The organism is Xenococcus sp. PCC 7305 (assembly GCF_000332055.1).
GTDB lineage: Bacteria > Cyanobacteriota > Cyanobacteriia > Cyanobacteriales > Xenococcaceae > Xenococcus.
Window position 1 is genome coordinate 42,144 of sequence record NZ_ALVZ01000216.1, and the last position, 18,323, is coordinate 60,466.

At 39.2% G+C, this 18,323-nt stretch carries 19 protein-coding genes; 13 read left to right on the forward strand and 6 right to left on the reverse strand.

The window, feature by feature from the left end; genetic code table 11:
• Positions 1-143: 143 nt before the first annotated feature.
• The 6 genes from XEN7305_RS26910 to XEN7305_RS19040 all read left to right on the forward strand — a co-directional run bounded on the left by XEN7305_RS26910 (position 144) and on the right by XEN7305_RS19040 (position 6,643).
• Positions 144-1,475 (forward strand): tetratricopeptide repeat protein, encoded by a 1,332-nt coding sequence (locus XEN7305_RS26910; protein ID WP_006511123.1) that lies wholly within the window; start codon positions 144-146, stop codon positions 1,473-1,475.
• Between the two features lie 125 nt (positions 1,476-1,600).
• A complete protein-coding gene (locus XEN7305_RS19020; protein ID WP_006511124.1) occupies positions 1,601-1,885 on the forward strand; it encodes a hypothetical protein in 285 nt (94 codons plus the stop codon).
• Between the two features lie 28 nt (positions 1,886-1,913).
• Positions 1,914-3,152: a GNAT family N-acetyltransferase gene (locus XEN7305_RS19025; protein ID WP_040898663.1), complete on the forward strand. Its 1,239-nt coding sequence runs from the start codon at positions 1,914-1,916 to the stop codon at positions 3,150-3,152.
• Between the two features lie 65 nt (positions 3,153-3,217).
• Positions 3,218-4,723, forward strand: coding sequence for a serine/threonine-protein kinase (locus tag XEN7305_RS19030; protein ID WP_006511126.1), 1,506 nt, complete (start codon positions 3,218-3,220; stop codon positions 4,721-4,723).
• Between the two features lie 264 nt (positions 4,724-4,987).
• Complete coding sequence (locus tag XEN7305_RS26915) at positions 4,988-5,923, forward strand: HEAT repeat domain-containing protein (RefSeq protein ID WP_006511127.1); 936 nt, start codon at positions 4,988-4,990, stop codon at positions 5,921-5,923.
• Between the two features lie 45 nt (positions 5,924-5,968).
• Positions 5,969-6,643, forward strand: coding sequence for a HEAT repeat domain-containing protein (locus tag XEN7305_RS19040; RefSeq protein WP_006511128.1), 675 nt, complete (start codon positions 5,969-5,971; stop codon positions 6,641-6,643).
• Positions 6,644-6,684: 41 nt separating this feature from the next.
• On the opposite strand, the gene XEN7305_RS19045 is transcribed toward XEN7305_RS19040, so the two are convergent.
• Positions 6,685-7,728, reverse strand: a complete 1,044-nt coding sequence (locus tag XEN7305_RS19045; protein WP_006511129.1) for an AAA family ATPase — start codon at positions 7,726-7,728, stop codon at positions 6,685-6,687.
• A gap of 191 nt (positions 7,729-7,919) precedes the next feature.
• On the opposite strand from XEN7305_RS19045, the gene XEN7305_RS19050 reads away from it, so the two are divergent.
• The 4 genes from XEN7305_RS19050 to XEN7305_RS19060 all read left to right on the forward strand — a co-directional run bounded on the left by XEN7305_RS19050 (position 7,920) and on the right by XEN7305_RS19060 (position 11,119).
• Positions 7,920-8,456, forward strand: a complete 537-nt coding sequence (locus XEN7305_RS19050; protein ID WP_006511130.1) for an RDD family protein — start codon at positions 7,920-7,922, stop codon at positions 8,454-8,456.
• A gap of 54 nt (positions 8,457-8,510) precedes the next feature.
• A complete protein-coding gene (gene rpmG, locus XEN7305_RS27835; RefSeq protein ID WP_006511131.1) occupies positions 8,511-8,705 on the forward strand; it encodes a 50S ribosomal protein L33 in 195 nt (64 codons plus the stop codon).
• A 78-nt stretch (positions 8,706-8,783) separates the two neighbouring features.
• On the forward strand, positions 8,784-8,999 hold the full coding sequence (gene rpsR, locus XEN7305_RS19055) for a 30S ribosomal protein S18 (RefSeq protein ID WP_006511132.1): 216 nt from the start codon (positions 8,784-8,786) through the stop codon (positions 8,997-8,999).
• Between the two features lie 110 nt (positions 9,000-9,109).
• The gene (locus XEN7305_RS19060; RefSeq protein WP_006511133.1) at positions 9,110-11,119 is read left to right on the forward strand and encodes a ribonuclease catalytic domain-containing protein; all 2,010 of its coding nucleotides are present in this window, start codon (positions 9,110-9,112) and stop codon (positions 11,117-11,119) included.
• A gap of 96 nt (positions 11,120-11,215) precedes the next feature.
• On the opposite strand, the gene XEN7305_RS19065 is transcribed toward XEN7305_RS19060, so the two are convergent.
• The 5 genes from XEN7305_RS19065 to XEN7305_RS19085 form a co-directional block, all read right to left on the reverse strand.
• Positions 11,216-11,458, reverse strand: a complete 243-nt coding sequence (locus XEN7305_RS19065) for a DUF433 domain-containing protein (RefSeq protein ID WP_006511134.1) — start codon at positions 11,456-11,458, stop codon at positions 11,216-11,218.
• Positions 11,459-11,660: 202 nt separating this feature from the next.
• On the reverse strand, positions 11,661-12,047 hold the full coding sequence (locus XEN7305_RS19070) for a type II toxin-antitoxin system VapC family toxin (RefSeq protein WP_006511135.1): 387 nt from the start codon (positions 12,045-12,047) through the stop codon (positions 11,661-11,663).
• Between the two features lie 3 nt (positions 12,048-12,050).
• The gene (locus tag XEN7305_RS27840) at positions 12,051-12,386 is read right to left on the reverse strand and encodes a DUF2281 domain-containing protein (RefSeq protein WP_006511136.1); all 336 of its coding nucleotides are present in this window, start codon (positions 12,384-12,386) and stop codon (positions 12,051-12,053) included.
• 50 nt (positions 12,387-12,436) lie between these two features.
• Complete coding sequence (locus XEN7305_RS19080; RefSeq protein ID WP_006511137.1) at positions 12,437-15,640, reverse strand: efflux RND transporter permease subunit; 3,204 nt, start codon at positions 15,638-15,640, stop codon at positions 12,437-12,439.
• A gap of 40 nt (positions 15,641-15,680) precedes the next feature.
• Positions 15,681-15,992 carry an MGMT family protein gene (locus tag XEN7305_RS19085; protein WP_006511138.1) on the reverse strand — a complete coding sequence of 104 codons (312 nt, stop codon included), beginning with the start codon at positions 15,990-15,992 and terminating at the stop codon, positions 15,681-15,683.
• A gap of 100 nt (positions 15,993-16,092) precedes the next feature.
• On the opposite strand from XEN7305_RS19085, the gene XEN7305_RS19090 reads away from it, so the two are divergent.
• The 3 genes from XEN7305_RS19090 to XEN7305_RS19100 are packed head-to-tail and all read left to right on the forward strand — an operon-like array spanning position 16,093 to position 18,108.
• Entirely contained in the window at positions 16,093-16,338 is a 246-nt protein-coding gene (locus XEN7305_RS19090; protein WP_040898654.1) for a type II toxin-antitoxin system Phd/YefM family antitoxin, read from the forward strand.
• Positions 16,335-16,589, forward strand: coding sequence for a Txe/YoeB family addiction module toxin (locus XEN7305_RS19095; RefSeq protein WP_006511140.1), 255 nt, complete (start codon positions 16,335-16,337; stop codon positions 16,587-16,589). The genes XEN7305_RS19090 and XEN7305_RS19095 overlap by 4 nt, the downstream gene beginning before the upstream one ends.
• Positions 16,590-16,641: 52 nt before the next feature.
• Entirely contained in the window at positions 16,642-18,108 is a 1,467-nt protein-coding gene (locus XEN7305_RS19100) for an efflux RND transporter periplasmic adaptor subunit (protein WP_006511141.1), read from the forward strand.
• Positions 18,109-18,323: the final 215 nt, after the last annotated feature.

Below are 18,323 nucleotides of genomic sequence, written 5' to 3' on the forward strand. Positions count from 1 at the left end.
TACAGTTCTTTAGCGATTAGCCCGTAGGCTTTCATCTTCTATCAAACTCTGTTGTTTCTTTCATGCAAAAGCTAGAGTAGATATCTCAAGGATTCTAAAATTTAATCAGCTTATTATTTATAGGGAATGGGGAATAATCATTTATGCTGAAATGGTTTAGTAAAAGGAAAACTTCTGAATCTGTCGTTCAAAATCAAGGCCAAGAGAAGGAAGCTGTTCCAGAAGTCTCTCCCTCATCGGAGTTGACCGATGCCGATTATGATTTTTTATTTAACCAACTGCTAGAAGGCGTTGCTCATGGTTGGAATCAATTCAAAATTATTAAATTCTTTCAAAATTTGGGGATTAGAGGCAACCAAGACCAATGGGTTGCCTGGTTGGAGCGATTATCCACAAAAATTCCTGATGCCACAAATGATTCTCAGCGAAGATTAGGAGCAATTATGCTCCGTTTGGCAGAGGTTACCCAATCAGCTACTGAATTAGGCCAGCTTAGTGTAGTTTCTTCTCAAATTGGCAAGAAGTTATTTTTGGGTAAGACTGCTAACTTAATTTGGGAGTACGATGGTGTGGATATTGTTTCTCCTTCTAATTCAACAATAAATACTACTACAGAAGAGAATTCTGCCGATCTCAATAATATAGAGGAAAATATCGCGCCTGAAGCGATCGCAACTGAAAGTCTTGAGCTGGAGACCGAAGGCGATGTTTTACTAGAAGAGCCAGCAACTGTAATTGACGAGTCTACTCCTGTAGCAATTCCTGAGACAGAAAATCCCGAATCTTTGCCTTCAGCAGAACCAGTAATCTCAATGCCTGAATCTAATTCACTAGAGTTATCTGAAGAGGCTGTTGAAGACTTGCCTACTGAAAATGAGTCAAACTCAATGCCTGAATCTAACCTATTAGAGGCTCCGGAAGAAGCACTTGAAGATTTACCCACTGAGACTGAGTCGCGAGAAAAGCAAGAGATAGACCTTGATGCGACCGAACAGAATGACCAAACTTCGGTGATAGAACTGGTAGAAAGTTGGTTTAATCTGGGCTTGAAGCAGGCAAATGCAGGAGATTTGCCTGGAGCCATTGAAAGTTGGCATCAAGCTTTGCAACTTAATCCTAATCTGGCGGAAATTTGGCACAATCTTGGTAGCGCTTTGGGTCGTCTGGAATATTATCCCGAAGCTATAGACTCTTTTGATCATGCGTTGGCAATCGATCCTCAAAGTGAACAAGCTTGGAATGATCGCGCTCATGCATTCTTTCAGATAGCAGAATGGGAAGAAGCGATCGCCAGTTGGGGTAAGGCGATCGCCATCAACCCCACGAATCACCAGTTTTGGTATTATCATGGTTGCGCCTTGGAACAGTTCCAACGTCTTGATGAGGCGATTGCTAGTTACACAAAAGCCTTAGAAATTAGCCCAGATTTTCAACCCGCACGCTCTAAATACGTTAACTTAATAACAGAGTTGTAATATATAAATCTGCCTCTATGGCGGTAACCTATTTTATCGGATAAACTTCTACGTACAAAGATCTTCCAATTAAGATCTTATAAATCTCAATAACTTTATCGCAAATTTTTAGACCATAAATTCTCATGACGGAATTATCCAATAACACCAAAGAAGAAGTAGTATTACCAAGAGAACAGAGAGTTGCTCAATTGAGGAATCTAATCGATACCCTCAGAATTGCCGATGAAATAGCACAAAAAGGTTATCTAATTAGCAGTTCTGAATTGGCAGATCTCATGGACATTAATGCTAGTGCAGTTACCAGTCGTGGAGATCATTGGTCTTGGCGGAACTGGGTTGTTTCTAGAGTAAGAAGAGAAGGCAATCAAATTCTATGGCAATTGGAAAACATAGAAGCGGTTGAATAAAATGAATATGAACGCAAAAAACCCAAAAATGACTTTATCCATACCGGAAAAAAACCAACTTATCGTCCGTCCTCTTCAATATAGAGATTTGGAGGCCATGGAAGATCTAATCTCCCAGGGACAAGGACAAGAGCTTTCTCAGCGTCTAGTTTCTGTAGATAGAGATCTCAAACAAGTTCGTTCTTGGTATGGACTAAGGCAGTTTTTGAGTATTTTGCCTTACTCTTATCAAAAAGACCGCAGGATTTATGTTGCTGAAAGGGAACAGAAAATTCTCGGTCTAATTCAAGTATCTCCTTTTAATCGCACGGAAACTACCTGGCGAGTGGAACGGGTTCTGGTAAGTGAAAGCCTCCCCGAATTAGAAACCCTCGCTAGTCAAAAGGAAGTCGGTTCCCAATTATTGCGTTATTGCTTAGAAAATATCTGGGAGGCACGAACCTGGATGTTGGAAGTAAATGTCAATGATAAACATAAGTTAGCTCTTTACCGAGAAAATGGGTTTCAACCCCTAGCTCAGATGACCTACTGGCGGTTGCCATCGCCCTTAATTGCCAAGTTGGCACAGCAAAATTCTAGCTTACCTAATTTATTGCCGATTAGTAATGCCGATGCGCCTTTGCTATATCAGTTGGATTGTGTTTCTATGCCTCCACTGTTGCGCCAAATTTTTGATCGTGATGTTCATGATTTTAAAACGGGTTTTGTCGAAGCGATTATCGGTAAGATTTTGCAATGGTTGGGCAAGAGCGAAGAGTTTAAAGGTTACATTTTTGAGCCCCAAAGAAAAGCTGCGATCGGCTATTTTAGATTGAGATCCTATCCTGAAGCTGCGAATGCCTACCAAGCCAAGCTAACTGTTAATGCTGCCTATACTTGGCTCTATCCAGAATTGATTGTCCAAATGGCCCAAATCGCCTATGAGTCCGCTGCCAAGTCTTCTAATCTTGAGGATTTAACTTGTTCTTTGCCTTCTCTAGAGCTGGTATCTGCTGATTACCAACCAGAAAGAGAAGAGTTTCTCACTGAAATCGGAGCTTCCCCCATCGAGCACACCCTACTAATGTCTCGTTCCGTATGGCATAAAATAAGGGAAACTAAACGTCTCGAAGGTTTGCAATTATCAGAAGTGCTGCAAGGACTTAAGCCGGCACGAACTCCTATTCCCTCTCGTATTTCTATTCTCAAGTCCCAATCTCAAGATCGAGATTCCTCGAATAACGAAGATAATTCTACAGGTTCCTCAAACCTAAAACCCAAAACCTAAAACTCGTCGTGATCTGAAAATGAAAACGTTAGATTAGATAAAAGAATCTGAAATTCATTGAGATTATGTGGGAAGCTGGACAGGTTATTAGCGATCGCTATAAGTTAAAAGAAAAGTTTGGAAATAGTATCGGCAGACAAACTTGGCTCGCTCAAGACTTAGCATCAGAAACCTCCGAGCTCGTGATAATTAAGCTGCTCACTTTTGGGGGCAATATTCAATGGGATGATGTGAGGCTCTTTGAAAGGGAAGCCCAAATTCTTCAACAATTAAATCACGGACAAATCCCGAAGTATAAAGACTATTTTTCTGTCGATGAGCAGACCCTTTGGTTTGGTTTAGTCGAGGAATATATTGCGGGTAATTCTCTCAAGCAACTATTAGAAACCGGAACGAGATTTGGCGAAGCCGAAGTTATTAAGATTGCCCAAGATGTTTTACAGACTTTAATTTATTTACATAGTTTTAATCCCCCTATTCTACATCGAGATATTAAGCCCAGTAATTTACTCTTGGGAGATGATAATAAAGTTTATTTGGTCGACTTTGGGGCAGTTCAAGATAGTTTTGCCTCTGAAGGTACAACCTTTACTGTCGTGGGCACCTATGGCTATGCACCTTTAGAGCAATTTGGAGGTAAAACAGTTCCTGCGTCCGATTTATATGCCTTGGGGATTACAATTATTCATTTATTGACTCGAACTGCTCCTAGTAATCTGCCAAATAAGGACTTAAGAATCCAATTTCGCGATCGCGTTACCGTTAGCCCTCAATTAGCTAATTGGCTAGATAAAATGATTGTTCCTGCAGTAGAAAGACGTTTCCAAACAGCTATCGCCGCCTTAAGATATTTGCCTGATACTTCCCAAGAATTAAAGACTGTTAGCTCAAATAATGTCAACTATAAATTAGATAATTTCAACCAATCCGATCAAAGAAACAAGCCAGCTATTAGCAATATCAAAATCAAAAAAAATTCTAATTTTATAGAGGTGATAATTCCTGATCAAGGGTTTACTAAAATCGATAATTTTGTTAGTAGCTTGGTTGATAATATTAATAACTTGATTCCGCTATTTGTAGTTGGAGGGATTATGATTATCTTTTCTCGGGGCATCATAATCTTACTTTTAAAAATATTGCTTTCTCCAACAGTTTTTCTGGTTTTGATAATATTGTGGCTAGTTAATTCTAACTTTCGAAACCTATTTATAGCAACCAAAATAAAATGCGATCGCCAACAGTTTTCTATTGTTAATAGTTTTTTTGGCTTTACAAAAACCTATCGGGGAATAACTTCTGCAATCAACGATGTTTCGATTAAATATGTTCCTCAAAACAAAAAACAAGATAGTTTAAAAATAGATTCTCTCATTATTAATACCGAATCAACTTCAAAGTTACATGCGAATAACACTTATATATTAGGCCATAATTTAAGTGAACCCGAACTCCTCTGGTTAGTTCAAGAACTTCGTAACTGGCTCAATAACAATGAAGATCAAGAACAAATACCAGATAAGATTAATGACTCACAAAATGAGACGGATGCTAACAAACCTGACATGTGAACCCAATTAATGCTAGGATTTTGTAGTGATTCTTAGTCAAATGCAGTACATTTATTAATCTTATAATATTTTAGGTGTTTATCCCTAGGTTTATAATGGGTTTGGCTTTAGTTTTTATCGATTGCCTATAACTTGTGATAATTGCTATATATAAAAAGTTGCGATGAGTTGGCTGTCTTTTGATTAGTTTTTAACCTTTGTCTGTTAACTTTAAGACTTAAGAGGATTGTATCTTTTCCCATTAATTGTTTTTGTCTATTTTATATGAATTATTATTTTTCTCTTGTTTTTGCCATTGGCCTGGCTATAGTTAACCCTTCGGCGGGAAATTCATCTGGTGAATTAAAAAAACCGCAAAACTATGGTGAATTTCAACTCGTCGCTCAGGTTACTTCAGAAAATTCTGATACCGCTGCAACTAATCCACCAGAGAATGAAGGTCTAGAATCATTAATTGAGGAAGGAACTGGCAAGATTCATCCTGGTTTTCTGTTAAGTGCGATCGCTGTAACCAGCATTTTTACTCTAATTTTACTATTTTTTCTATTCAAAAAAGTAGAAATTAACCTTGATGAAGAACAACTGAATAGTGGAGAAGTCAGTACTCCAGAAACACAAAAAGAACTAGAAGAAAAAGAAGATGTTTTAGAGAACGCGGATCATACCCTTTTGCAGATGGGCGAACGCTCTCACGGCAGTGAGACTCAAAATGATGCTCACTCATCTGAGCAAGAAGAACATCAAGATACATTGTTAGTTCCTCCGAATATCAATGAGGCACAATTAGATATTGTTCCCGAATTAAGTCTTGAATTGCAGTTACGAAACCGACAACTTCGCCAGAAAGCGATTTCGCAATTGGCTCAAGAAGGCGATGCCAAAGCGATGATACCTTTGGTCGAGTTGATGGGGGATGCAGATTCTCAAGAAAGACATCTGATTCTAGAGGCAATGACAGCTATCTCCAACAATACTCTTAAAACTATGAATCAGGTCTTGCTGCTCTCTCTTGGTGATGAGGACTCCCAAGTGAAGCAACATAAAATTAAGGATTTAAACAGGGTATATGAGTTGATGATTCAAGTAACTGAAAGACTATCTCAAACTGTTAATGCTCCTGATGAAAAGGTTCAAGAGACTGCAGAATGGGCGCTGAAACAACTGCAAAAGATGCCGACGACTTCAGGTTTAGTATCTTAATTGGAAATATTGTAGTAATATTTCAGACAAATATCTAAATTGTCTATGTTGAATCTAGATGAGATAGCCACTCAATTAGAGAGTGCTAATTCACGCGATCGCCTGTTAGCCTTGGTCTCTTTGAGAGAGGTCTCTGCTGAGGCAGCTCTTCCTCTAATCAAAAAAGTTTTATACGACGAAATCCTGCCCGTCCGCTCGATGGCAATTCATGCTCTGGGCGTTAAATCGACAACAGAATCCTATCCCCTGTTGGTAGAACTCTTACAAACCGATGAAGATTATGGCATCAGAGCCGACGCAGCTGGGGCATTAGGCTACTTGGGAGATAATCGAGCCTTTGAAGCCCTTGTTAGAGCATTTTATGAAGATGAGAGTTGGTTAGTTCGTTTCAGTGCAGTGGTTTCTTTAGGCAATTTACAAGATGATCGGGCAAAAGAATTGTTATTGGAAGCTTTAGGGAGAAATGACCCTATCTTGCATCAGGCTGCGATCGCGGGCTTGGGGGAAATCAAAGCTATTGAGGCGATCGATCAAATTTTAGATTTTGCCGATTCAGAAGACTGGTTAACTAGGCAAAGATTGGCTGAAGCCTTGGGAAATTTAAATTCAGAAAAAAGTATTTCCGCGCTGAATTTTCTGGCCAAAGATGCCCATCCTCAAGTTAGGGATGCGGCCAGGGTTGCATTGAAACAGTTATCAGATGAAAGTCTCTCAAAATAAACATCAATCAACAGTTGAACCCAACTAAGAAAATAAAATAACTACCAAGAAATAATTTGGTTTTTAAATTGAGCAAAACTAGATGAGACTTCTGTGACTTCTTCAATGTTCATTTTATCGGCAACATCCAAGAAAAAACTACCTTTTTCTAATCCTCCTTTTTCGTAGCGAATTTGATCACAGAGATCTTTGAGTTGATCTAATGGTGCGCCATTATGAAACTTTTTGGCCAATGATTGAGTTTTCTCGGCAAAAATTGGTAATTTTTCGGCAGAAGCGGGATCTAGAGCGATTAAAATCCAGGATTCTAGCATTTGCACTGGAACTGCGATCGCGCCTTTAGCAAACCAATTATTAGAATCATTTCCCCAAAGTTCTTTGATCCTTCCCTCTATTTCACAAAATCGGCATTGTTTAGTCTGTTCCTGCTTTGATAATCCTGGGATTTTATTATGAGTAAGAGTTTGATCGTCACTGACAAGATGCTCGGGAGCGCGATCGTTATCCAAGGCGATAATAAAATACGCATCCATTCCTGCTGATTTTCTGATGTCATTTAAGAAGGTTGGCAATTTCTTTCTGACTTCGCCAATCCCTCCATTTTTGCGAATGCGTCTTGGCTCAACTCGATAAAAACTTTTTCCACTAATTCTTTCTGCACAACGCTCAAAAAAGATATTAGACTCATTAAAAATTGACGCAACCCTCTTAATGGCTTTAATTAAATCTTCAAGACCATGAACTTTAGCATCAGGCATAGAATAAATATCCTTAAGCTTGTCGACATCATTGTCTTTTACACTAATGTCATCACCAGCAATAGTACATATACGAATAAATTGCGGTTTATTCTTATTATTGAAATGTTTTTGCTCTGTTATACCAAAATTAAGCCATTTTTTGCGTAATAATGAAGGCTTGCCTAAATCATGCTCATCAATCTTGAAATTTGTCAGGATGTAAAATAATTGCAGAAAATTCGACTTGCCTGAACCATTAGCCCCAATCACCAAGGTAAAAGGAGAAAGATTGACTTTTACATCTAAAAGTGAGCGATAGTTTTGAACTTCAATGCGTGAAAGCATTATTAATGTCTGAACTTTTAAAGAATCATAGGCTTATAATTATAAATCCTAAAGTTACCGAATAATCTTTCGTTCCGCTGAAATAGTCTGAGCAACGCGAAGTTGAACTCAAGACCACTATAATTTTGATTACAGTCTATGCTAGTGAAGAAAAAGCATAATATTAACCAGTGACTAGCAGCTAAATAATCATGTATGAAGATTACCAAGAAGAAAAAATTAATCGGCGTTTCCCAAAAGTGCCAATAGAAAGAAGAATTGGCGCCTTTGCTATCGATTTTGTAACTATTTGGTTTATTAGTATATTTTTTGGTAAAGCTGGATGGTTTGTCTTTATTGTTTGTTGGCTTGTCATGCGAGTTTTGTTCGTAGCTAATAACCAAGGACAAAGTTTGGGTCGCTATGCCCTAGATATGAAAGTTATCCAATATCGTTTTAATCGGGTTCCTGACTTGATAACCTTGGCTAAAAGAGAAGGCATGGCTGGCTTCTTCGCTATGCTGGCCAGTTATGGTTTGACCATCAATTTCAATAACGGTATTGCTATGCTTTTGCTGGCAACTCCCATCTTGGTGGACTGTATTCCTGCGGTTTTCGATGAGGATTTAGATCGAGCCTTTCATGATCGCCTAGCAGAAACCATAATTATTCAAACCCCTCGCGGCTACTCCCTAGATATTAGATTAAAAAAATTACTTGTTACTCTACGGCGAAATATGCAAAAATAGGAATTTGCGTGTTCACTCACAATTAATAAATAAAATAGTTCTCACAGAAAAATCATGGCCAGTAAAAAGGGCGTCCGCATAATCATCACCTTAGAGTGCACCGAATGTCGCAGTAATAATAATAAGCGATCGCCAGGAGTATCTCGTTATACCACAATGAAAAACCGTCGCAACACGACAGGCAGAATGGAACTAAAAAAATTCTGCACTCATTGTAATTCCCACACTGTTCATAAAGAAATCAAGTAATAACATTATCTTTGAATAGTTATTACCCAACTTCTACAAAAAACCTTATCCAGAAAAACAACTCTTAATTTATTCACTATGGCCTATTATCGCAAACGTCTTTCCCCTATTAAACCCAGTGACCCTATCGATTACAAAGATGTCGAGTTACTTCGTAAATTTATCACCGAACGAGGTAAGCTTTTGCCCCGTCGAATTACTGGTTTAACCGCGCAGCAGCAGAGAGATTTGACTGAAGCCGTCAAAAGAGCCCGAGTAGTAGCTCTGTTACCTTTCATTAATGCAGAAGGTTAATTCTGCAACTAAGCCTAAAGTATGTATTTTTTGTCTTATTTTTGGGTAGGTTAAAGAACCATTAGGTAGACTAAGGAAAAGTTATAGCTCGATGTTAAAGCAAAAAGCTGGTGGAAAAAGGAACGCTGATTGAATTCAGACTACAGGGAGAGCGTCGTCTTGCCGTTGCAGAGCGCCCAGAAGGAAAGAAAGACTGGATCGTAGTAGATAGTCAGGGACAATCTCATAAGATACGGCCCCAAAGGGTCGAATATACTGTTGGTGGTGGTCCCTATCAGTCTTCCGATATCCCCAGCTTTGTCGAGACCTGTCAAGGCTATTTTGACCCGGAAAGTTTAGAAGTGGCTTGGGAAATTCTCGTAGAAGAAGGAAAATCCGTAAATCCGCAAGAGCTTGCAGAACTGCTATTCTCAGAACAAGAACCTGCGCCTTGCTATGCAGCCCATAGTCTTTTAAGTGAAGACAAAATTTATTTTAAAAAGAAAGCTGACAACTACGAGCCTCGCTCTAGTTCTCAAGTAGAAGATATCCGCCATCAACTGCAAGTGCAGGCAGACAAAGCTCGCCAAAAAGAGGAATTTGTCGCCCATCTACAAGAGGCATTAAACGGAGAAACCATCAACTGGTCAGATAGCGATCGCACTCGCCTCGAAGCAATCTCTAAGATAGTATTGCAACCAGAACAGAACCATCACAATGCCCAAGACATTTTAAAATCCCTGGGCAAAAATAGTGACTATCAGTCGGTTTTTCGCCTTTTAGTGCAGATAGGATGGTGGAGCGAACATGAAAACTTATTTTTACTTCGCAGTTCTCATTCTGTTAACTTTTCTTCCAAGGTATCCAATGTGGCTCAATCTCGGCTTCAAGCTCCCTCCGACTCTCCAGACAGCGATCGCCTAGATCTAACTCATCTCAAGGTATATACGATTGATGATGAGAGCACGACCGAAATTGATGATGGTTTAAGTGTTGAATATATAGGAGAAGCCAAAACTCCCCGATTATGGATTCATATCGCCGATCCCACTAGATTATTGACTCCTGGGGATGAGCTGGATTTAGAAGCCCGTCGTCGTAGTACTAGTTTATATCTTCCTACTGGCATGGTGCCGATGTTTCCTTCGGAATTGGCAACTGGCCCCATGAGTCTTGTGCAAGGTCAGGATTGTTGTGCCCTCAGCTTTGGTGTGACTCTTGATGAAACTGGTGCGATCGCAGAATATACAATTCATCCGACTAAGATTAAACCAACCTATCGTTTGACCTACGAAGATGTAGATGAAATGTTGCAATTGGGTTTAACTAATGAGGCGGAATTAGCAGAATTGGCAGCCGCAGCCAAAGCAAGACAAGCATGGCGCAAGTCCCAAGGCTCGATCCAAATCAAAATGCCCGAAGCTTCGATTAAAGTCAAAGAAAACGAAGAAATTACCATTGATCTATTAGAAGAATCCGCCTCTCGTCATTTAGTCGCTGAGATGATGATTTTAGCCGGAGAAATCACAGGAAGATACGGCAAAGAACATGGTTTGCCATTGCCATTCCGTGGTCAACCTCAACCAGAATTACCCCCAGAAGAAGAATTAATGTTGCTCCCCGCAGGGCCAGTGCGCTATTGTGCCTTGCGTCGTTGTATGCCTCGCAGTGAGATGAGTATTAACCCCTTACGTCATGCTAGCTTGGGTTTAGATACTTATGTCCAAGTTACTTCGCCGATTCGTCGCTATACTGATCTCTTAACTCATTTCCAGCTCAAGGCTCATTTAAAAGGCGTTGATTTACCTTTTGCGAAAGACGAGTTGCAAGAAATTATCTACAGTGTCGGCAGTTCTTCCTATGAAGCAACTTTAGTAGAACGACAAACCAATCGTTATTGGGGGCTAGAATATTTACGTCGTAATTCCGATCAGATTTGGCAAGTATTGGTGTTGCGTTGGCTCAGAGAAGATGAGGGTCTAGGCGCTATTTTAATTGAGGATTTAGGTCTAGAATTAACCCATCGCTTTGACAATCATGTGAATCTTGGCGATCGCTTAGGCTTTAAAGTGTTAGTTTCTGATCCTCACCGAGATGAAATTCGTTTTCAAGAAGCAGTTGAAGTTGGAATTGAGCATTAATCTACTTCCTCCGCAGGATGCTGGGTAATATCTCAATTAGCAAGCACCAATTATAATCCTAATAATAAATTTGATGCTGAACGGGGTAGTCCTTGATCAAGCAACAATTTCATAACTATTAGAAAGTTCAATAATACGATCATCTAAATAAGACGCAGCAAAAATTAATGCTTGCTGAATGTCTTCTTCTTCAAGCTCGGGAAACTCTTGATCCAATTCTTCTCGATTGGGATATGTTGCTATTAAATCAATTACTCTGCGAACCGTTAGGCGGAAGTCACGAATGCAAGGTTGTCCGTTCATTCTTCTAGGATGACTATTAATGCGGTCTAGTTTCATTGTCTAATTTTCTCCATAGTTTCAAGTTTATTTTGCTAACATCTAACTGTGAAACAAATTATTTTAATCTGTTTAGTTTTGACTAAATGCGATCGCCTAAAGCCTGATAATGCCGCGATCGCTTGCACCAGAGAATGAATAGAGTGATCAGGCGAAGCCTGGCACTGCGTGATCGCAAATCTGTCAATTGATCAAGTCCATATCACCAAATGCGATCAATAGAATATTTATCAAAAACCTTGTCTACGCTTATCACACTTATTTTCTCTACTAATCCTTGCGCCATCAAGAGTCTATCAAAAGGATCTCTATGATGGTTCGGTAAATTGGACAAATTATAAATATGAGTTATCTCAATTGGCAAAAGATAAAGATTATTAACTTCCTGTTGTTTCTTAATCAACTCTGCAAGTGACAAATCAAAATGAAGCTTACCCAACTGAGTTTTAATCTGCATTTCCCAGACACTAGCCAAACTCAGAAACAAGTTATTGTTAGGATCAACAATCAAGTCACTAGCCTTTTTAGATAAACGATTAGGACTAATTGTCCACCAAATAAAAACATGAGTATCAAGTAATAAATTCACAACTTAACTGTCCCAAAAATCATCTGGTAAAGGATCATTAAAATCTTCACTAATCCAACCCTTACCTGAAAACAAACCCATAATACGAGGACTTTTAGTAGTCCCGGAGTTAGAAGCTTGATACTTATTAGCTAAAGAATCCATAAAATCTAATCTTATTTGATCTATGTCTGCTTTAGTGGTATCTACTTTTAACTCATTACTTAAATCTTTAATACTTTGTGAGTTGGGTTTATTCACATTTTGTTGGGATAGAAACTCAGCAAAATCTAATAGTTCCCGCTGTTTTTCCAGCGGGAGTTGACGTAATTTTTCGATAACATTTTTTTCAATATCCATGTGAATTCATATTTTCTTCTTATCTTATCTCTATGTCGAACTTACGTTTATCAAGTATTAGATACTAGCCTATTAGGAGTTAATAATAAATACAAACAAGGAATTACTAACAAAGCAATCAAAGTCGAAGCAACTAAACCAAAACCGATCGCACTAGCTAGGGGAAACCAAGTCGGATCACTTAATGCTAAAGGAATCACACCGACAATTGTCGTAATACTAGTAGTTAAAATCGGACGTAATCTGTCAGCAACTCCTTTTGCCGCAGCATCTCGGATTTTCATTCCCTTTGCTCGATAAGAATTCATAGTTTCAATCATAACGATCGCATCATTAACTACAATTCCTGTTAAAGCAATAATCCCGATTACCGCAGGAAAAGAAATTGGAATTTGTAAGAAAAAGAAGCCCAGAAATGTCCCAATAAAAGCGAAAGGAATTGCCAACATAATAATAAAAGGTTGGGTAAAAGAACTAAACTGAATAACTAATACAGCAAAGACTAAAAATAAAGAAATGATTGCCATTTGTCCTGCTGAAGCAAAAGTTTCTCCTTGGGTTTCTAATTCTCCAGCAAATTTATAATCATAACCTTGACCCCAATTACCCTTCATTGCAACTAATTTTGGTTCGAGATCTGCAATAATTTCTCCCACAGTACGATCCTTATTTTTCGCTAAAACAGTAACAGTTCTTTGGGCATCTTTGTGAGTAATCGACAGTGGTGCATTACCAAACTCAGCTTCTAATAACTGACTGGCAGTAATAAATAATCCTTGATCATTAAAAATAGGCAAGCTCAATAATTCATCACGACGTGTTGGGCCACCAATCCCCCCATTTCGGGAAGCCCACATGGTACTAAGACGAATTTCTAAATCTTCTTGTCCACCACCAATGGGAAAATCACCAATATCATTATCGGTCATCAGATAACGTCCCTGAGTTGCTAAATCATCATCGGACAAACCGTAAAAGCTAAGCGCTTCACGGCGAGGACGGAGTTTAATATCAGCTCGCAAGGCACCTAGATCATCTCGCACATCGATCGCACCAGGAATTTTTCTGAGAGCAAGTTGAACTTCTCCAGAGATCCGACGCAACTCATCCATATCAGAACCTTTCAATTCAATTTCAATAGGATCACCACCTTCCCCCGTCGATTGGGCATTAACAACTAAAGAAGCTCCTGGATATTGACGTAAAGCCTGGTTTAGCTGCGATCGCAAATCATCGATATATTCAAAAGATAATTTTTCTCTATCCTCTTGAGGCGTAAAAATCGCGGAAAATCCGACTAAATAATTACCATTATTGGGTTTAAGACCACTTTCTTGGACTAAACCACTTCTTTGCCCTACTAATTTAATGACACTTTCTAAATAATCCTGACCTTGCAATAATTCACCTATTTCATCCGCTACTTTTTGCGAACTATTGAGAGTTGTGGTTGGCGGTAACTCTATATTGACACTGAGTTTTCTGCCATCTCCCTCAGCAAAAAGACTTGAAGGGACGGTGCCCACTAAAATGGTGGAAACCACAAATAATGCGATCGCACCGCAAGCAAATATTTGAGCTGTAAATTTATTACGAATGGTAGTGGACAAACTCCAATTGCGAAATTTTGTAGAAGCAGATTCAGTAAATCTATCTATGCGACTTTTCTGCCCTTCGACTTTAATATTGCCCAACAAATAACGAGAAAGAGGAATATCCACTAACAAAGCAATGATATAACTAAGCACCAAACAAATAATCGCACTAATGGGAATGAGACGCACAAATTTACCCATCGTGCCACTAATCGCCATCAAGGGAGCTAAAGCAAGAATAGTAGTTAGCTGACCGGAAAAGGCGGGAACGGCATAGGTTTTAACTGTTTTTAGAGCAGCTTGATTAAAACTTAAACCTTCAACAAAGATTCCATCATGCATGCCTTCCATCATCAGGATAAAGACATCTACCAGTAATCCTAAGGCCAAAATCATCCCGATTTGTACCATTTTATTCAGGGTGAAACCCAATAAAAACAAGACTGCTAAAGTACCTAAAAAAGTTAGAGGAATCGACAAGCCTGCAATAATAGCTTCTCTCCAAGTCAGAGCGAACAAGAGGATCAGAAAAACCCCGACAACTCCTTGCCAAGCATTATTAAATACATTAAGTAAATCTTTATTGATCTGATCAGCATCGGTACTAATGACACGATATTCCATGCCATAGGGCCAAATACTGGGATTTTTTTGGGCTTTTTCTAATTCGGCTAAAGAATCTTCAATTACCTTAATCGTGTCTGATCCAGCCACTTTGACGACATCGATATTAATAAAGCTTTGAAACTCGCCACCATCAAAACTTAAAAAAGCTCGATTCTTCTCTCTTTCCAAATCTCTTCTAACTTCAGCTACTTCCTGTAAGGTGACAACTCGTCCTCCTGCCTCTTCTCCTAAGCGAGCGACGGGTAAGTTTCGTAAATCTTCTAAGCTACGAAATCTGCCATAATATCTGAGCTGGGTGCCAATTTCGTCACTTTCAATCTGATCCCAAGGTAAATCTCGGTTTCCCTGGCCAATGGCTTCTGCTACTTGAGTTGAAGAGATCCCCATAGTCATCATTCGAGAAGGAATCATTTGCACATGAATCACTTCTTCCCGATTTCCGCTTAAATCTACTTTGCGCACATTGGGAACAGTCTCTAGCAGATCCTCAATCTCCTCAGCTGCTCGACTCAAAACTGCTAAGTCGATATCTCCATACAATCCCACTGTCAATATGGGAGTATCCTGGGTAGAAATTTGTTCTACTTTGGGTTCTTCTGCATCCTCAGCAATCTCTGGTTTCGCTTCGTCTACTTCTGCTCTGACTAAAGCAATGGATTCGGCGATCGCTGCTTCAGCAACAAACTCCACCTGAATTAAAGATGAACCATCAAAAGAAGCACTATCGAGATCTTTTAATCCCTTGAGAGATTTTAGTTCTTTTTCAATCTTATCTGTGATCTGATTTTCAATGGTTTCAGGATCCGCACCACCCCAATCAGTTTGGATTGTCGCGATCGCCACATTAATATCGGGGTCTCCTTCTTTGACCATTGTCGAAGCACCCATTAATCCGCCAACAATCAGCAGCAAGGATAACAAAATTGCAAATACTGTTTGCAGAAAGAAGAAATTTTCCAAAGATGAAGCTTTAATCGGATCTAGTGCATGATGTTCTTGAGTTACTTCTGCTGATTCTTGTAGCTGGCCCATTTACAACTAATAAAGTGGAGATCTAGTTGTCTATACTAATTTAAAATCGCCATTGATACTGACTGAGATTAATTTTTCCTTGTTTATTAAATTCAATTCCTTCCTGCTCCAAAAGATGTTTTTGTAGATAATCCCCACCTAAACGTGTATTAGAATAGGAAATTTCTCCTTTAGCATTAATTACGCGATGCCAGGGAATATCTTCTAAATTTGTGTCAACGCGAAACAGGGCATATCCTACTAAACGGGCTTTACCATAAAGTCCTGCTAAATCAGCTATTTGCCCATAGGTAGCAACTTTTCCTACAGGAATTTTACGAACAGTTTCATAAATGAGATAATAATTATTCATTAGTTTAAAATTTTAATATAATCTATTATTTGTTACGTCTTGTTCTAAGAAATTGTATTAACGAGTATAATATCTGTACAGTAAAATGTACTTTTTTATTATGGAATCAGTTAACTATACAGAATTTAGAAGAAATTTAGCTAATTATCTTGATAAGGTAGAAAACGATCGCGTCCCCATGATTGTCACAAGATCTAATAACCGCCGCTCTGTAGTCATTAGTTACGATGACTATATGGAAAACGAAGCAACTCTCCATCTAATGTCTAGCCAAGAAAACATTAGAGTTATTAATGAAGCGATCTCAGAATTAGAAGCTGGAGGCGGAATAGAGGTAGAAATTTGAAAATTAAGTTTTCGGCTTCTGCTTTTAACGATTATCAACAATGGAAAAAAGATAATCAGCGAATATACAAAAGAATCAATCGTTTGCTGGAAGATATTAAGCAATCACCATTCGAAGGAATTGGTAATCCTGAACCATTGAAATACAATTGGCAAGGATATTGGTCGCGCAGAATTACTCAAGAACATCGTTTAGTTTATTCTGTTCAAGATGAAATCATTTTTATCGTTCAGTGTAAATTTCACTATTGAACCTGTCGCTAAATTATGATTAATCTATCTCAGTAGCAAAAGTGTTAACTCTATGACTATCGAGCCACAAGAAAATATTACAGAAGTATCTGAATCTTCGAATAGTCAAGATACGGCAATAGTTGCTAATAGTAATACCAAAAAATCCAAGTTCCCATTAATTTTGGGCGCGATCGCGTTATTGGTCGGTGGCACAGTGATTGTGCGATCGCTTTGGGGTTCGCAACAAACAACCGAAGAAGTTCCCGAAAATATTGAACAGGCAAGATTAACTGTAAAAACTGTCCCCGTAAATCTAGAACCAATACAAGCCTGGGCTTATGGAGATGGCACAGTTAGCGCCATAACCAAAAAACATCTAACTTTTCAGGCGGAAGGGACAATTGATTACATCAAAAAAGTTAATGGTAGAGAATTAAGAGAAGGCGACAGAATTAATAAAGGGGAATTGCTGGCTCGGGTAGATCGTCGTAAATATGATGCCGAGATTGTTGTTGCAACAGCAGGAAAAACAGAAGCTCAAAACCAGGTGCGTAGTGCGATCGCAGATTTCAGGAAAGCAGAAGAATCTTTAACCCAAGCCCAAACCGATTTACAAAAAGCCCAAACCGATCTTGATTTTGCCCAGGCAGATTTAACAAGATATCGAGCATTAGCTCTCGCAGGTGCGATCGAACAAAGACAGGTAGATGTCAAAGAAACAGAATATAAAAATGCTCAAGCTATAGTCAAAGCAAGTGAGGCCGGAGTCCGTTATGCTCAAGCCCAAGTAGTAGCAGCTCAAACCGAAGTAGAAACCGCAGAAGCAGGAGTGAATTCGGCTAATGCCAAATTGAATCAAAGCAATTTTGATAGCGAAGATACCGAATTGATTGCACCTTTCGATGGGATTGTTTCACGTCTTAATATCAACGAGGGGGAATATTGGAGCCCACAAATTGTGAATGTAACGGGAGACTACCAGGGAATTATCGAAAGATTGCCAATTATTGTGATCGATCCCAATCGCTTTGAAGTTAATGTTGATTTACCTGCTTTTAGTGGTGGCAAAATTAAACCAGGACAAAGAGCGTTGATTGTTCTAGATAACGATCGCTCTTTAGCCAATTCAGGACGCATAACTGGTCAAGATTTAATTGAATTGGCTAGTGCTAAAGGAACTGTATTTTCTGTTAGTCCTTCTGTCTCTCCTGGAGAACGCTCAATTAGAGTAACGGTGCGAATTAGAGAAGGCGCTGCTAATCTTCAGGATGGAGAACAAGTTTCTGTCTGGATAGCAACAGCAGAAAAAAATAAGGCGACTGTTGCACCTTTTAACTCCTTTGTTTTCCGCGATCGCCAACCCTATGTTTTTGTTGTCAATGAACAAGAGGGTATTGTCGAGCAAAGAGCAATTAAACAGGGAATTGAAGGATTAGCTAAGCGAGAAATTATTGAAGGCGTTAAACCAGGAGAAAAGCTAGTAACAGAAGGCAAGAACCGCCTCGTTAATGGCGCACCAGTAGAAATTATTCCTTAAATTGAGGCAAGAGGAACAAAACTATTCAATATTCCCTAGTAAGGATCACAATAACAACATGCTAAAACTTTAACGGGGCTTCGCCCTTGAAGGCAGAGGGCAGAGGGCAGCGGTGAGACCCCGCGCCGCCGTCAGGCGCAAGGGAACGCTCACCAAGAGAGAGGGCAGAAGGGTAAAACTACTTCTAACTTATCCCTTTAGGTTGAATTCCTCCA

Excerpts from the sequence above, each read along its gene's own strand:
- XEN7305_RS26910 (WP_006511123.1), top strand. The coding sequence starts at position 144 with ATGCTGAAATGGTTTAGTAAAAGGAAAACTTCTGAATCTGTCGTTCAA.
- XEN7305_RS19020 (WP_006511124.1), top strand. The coding sequence starts at position 1,601 with ATGACGGAATTATCCAATAACACCAAAGAAGAAGTAGTATTACCAAGA.
- XEN7305_RS19025 (WP_040898663.1), top strand. The coding sequence starts at position 1,914 with ATGACTTTATCCATACCGGAAAAAAACCAACTTATCGTCCGTCCTCTT.
- XEN7305_RS19030 (WP_006511126.1), top strand. The coding sequence starts at position 3,218 with ATGTGGGAAGCTGGACAGGTTATTAGCGATCGCTATAAGTTAAAAGAA.
- XEN7305_RS26915 (WP_006511127.1), top strand. The coding sequence starts at position 4,988 with ATGAATTATTATTTTTCTCTTGTTTTTGCCATTGGCCTGGCTATAGTT.
- XEN7305_RS19040 (WP_006511128.1), top strand. The coding sequence starts at position 5,969 with ATGTTGAATCTAGATGAGATAGCCACTCAATTAGAGAGTGCTAATTCA.
- XEN7305_RS19045 (WP_006511129.1), bottom strand. The coding sequence starts at position 7,728 with ATGCTTTCACGCATTGAAGTTCAAAACTATCGCTCACTTTTAGATGTA.
- XEN7305_RS19050 (WP_006511130.1), top strand. The coding sequence starts at position 7,920 with ATGTATGAAGATTACCAAGAAGAAAAAATTAATCGGCGTTTCCCAAAA.
- rpmG (WP_006511131.1), top strand. The coding sequence starts at position 8,511 with ATGGCCAGTAAAAAGGGCGTCCGCATAATCATCACCTTAGAGTGCACC.
- rpsR (WP_006511132.1), top strand. The coding sequence starts at position 8,784 with ATGGCCTATTATCGCAAACGTCTTTCCCCTATTAAACCCAGTGACCCT.
- XEN7305_RS19065 (WP_006511134.1), bottom strand. The coding sequence starts at position 11,458 with ATGAAACTAGACCGCATTAATAGTCATCCTAGAAGAATGAACGGACAA.
- XEN7305_RS27840 (WP_006511136.1), bottom strand. The coding sequence starts at position 12,386 with ATGGATATTGAAAAAAATGTTATCGAAAAATTACGTCAACTCCCGCTG.
- XEN7305_RS19080 (WP_006511137.1), bottom strand. The coding sequence starts at position 15,640 with ATGGGCCAGCTACAAGAATCAGCAGAAGTAACTCAAGAACATCATGCA.
- XEN7305_RS19085 (WP_006511138.1), bottom strand. The coding sequence starts at position 15,992 with ATGAATAATTATTATCTCATTTATGAAACTGTTCGTAAAATTCCTGTA.
- XEN7305_RS19090 (WP_040898654.1), top strand. The coding sequence starts at position 16,093 with ATGGAATCAGTTAACTATACAGAATTTAGAAGAAATTTAGCTAATTAT.
- XEN7305_RS19100 (WP_006511141.1), top strand. The coding sequence starts at position 16,642 with ATGACTATCGAGCCACAAGAAAATATTACAGAAGTATCTGAATCTTCG.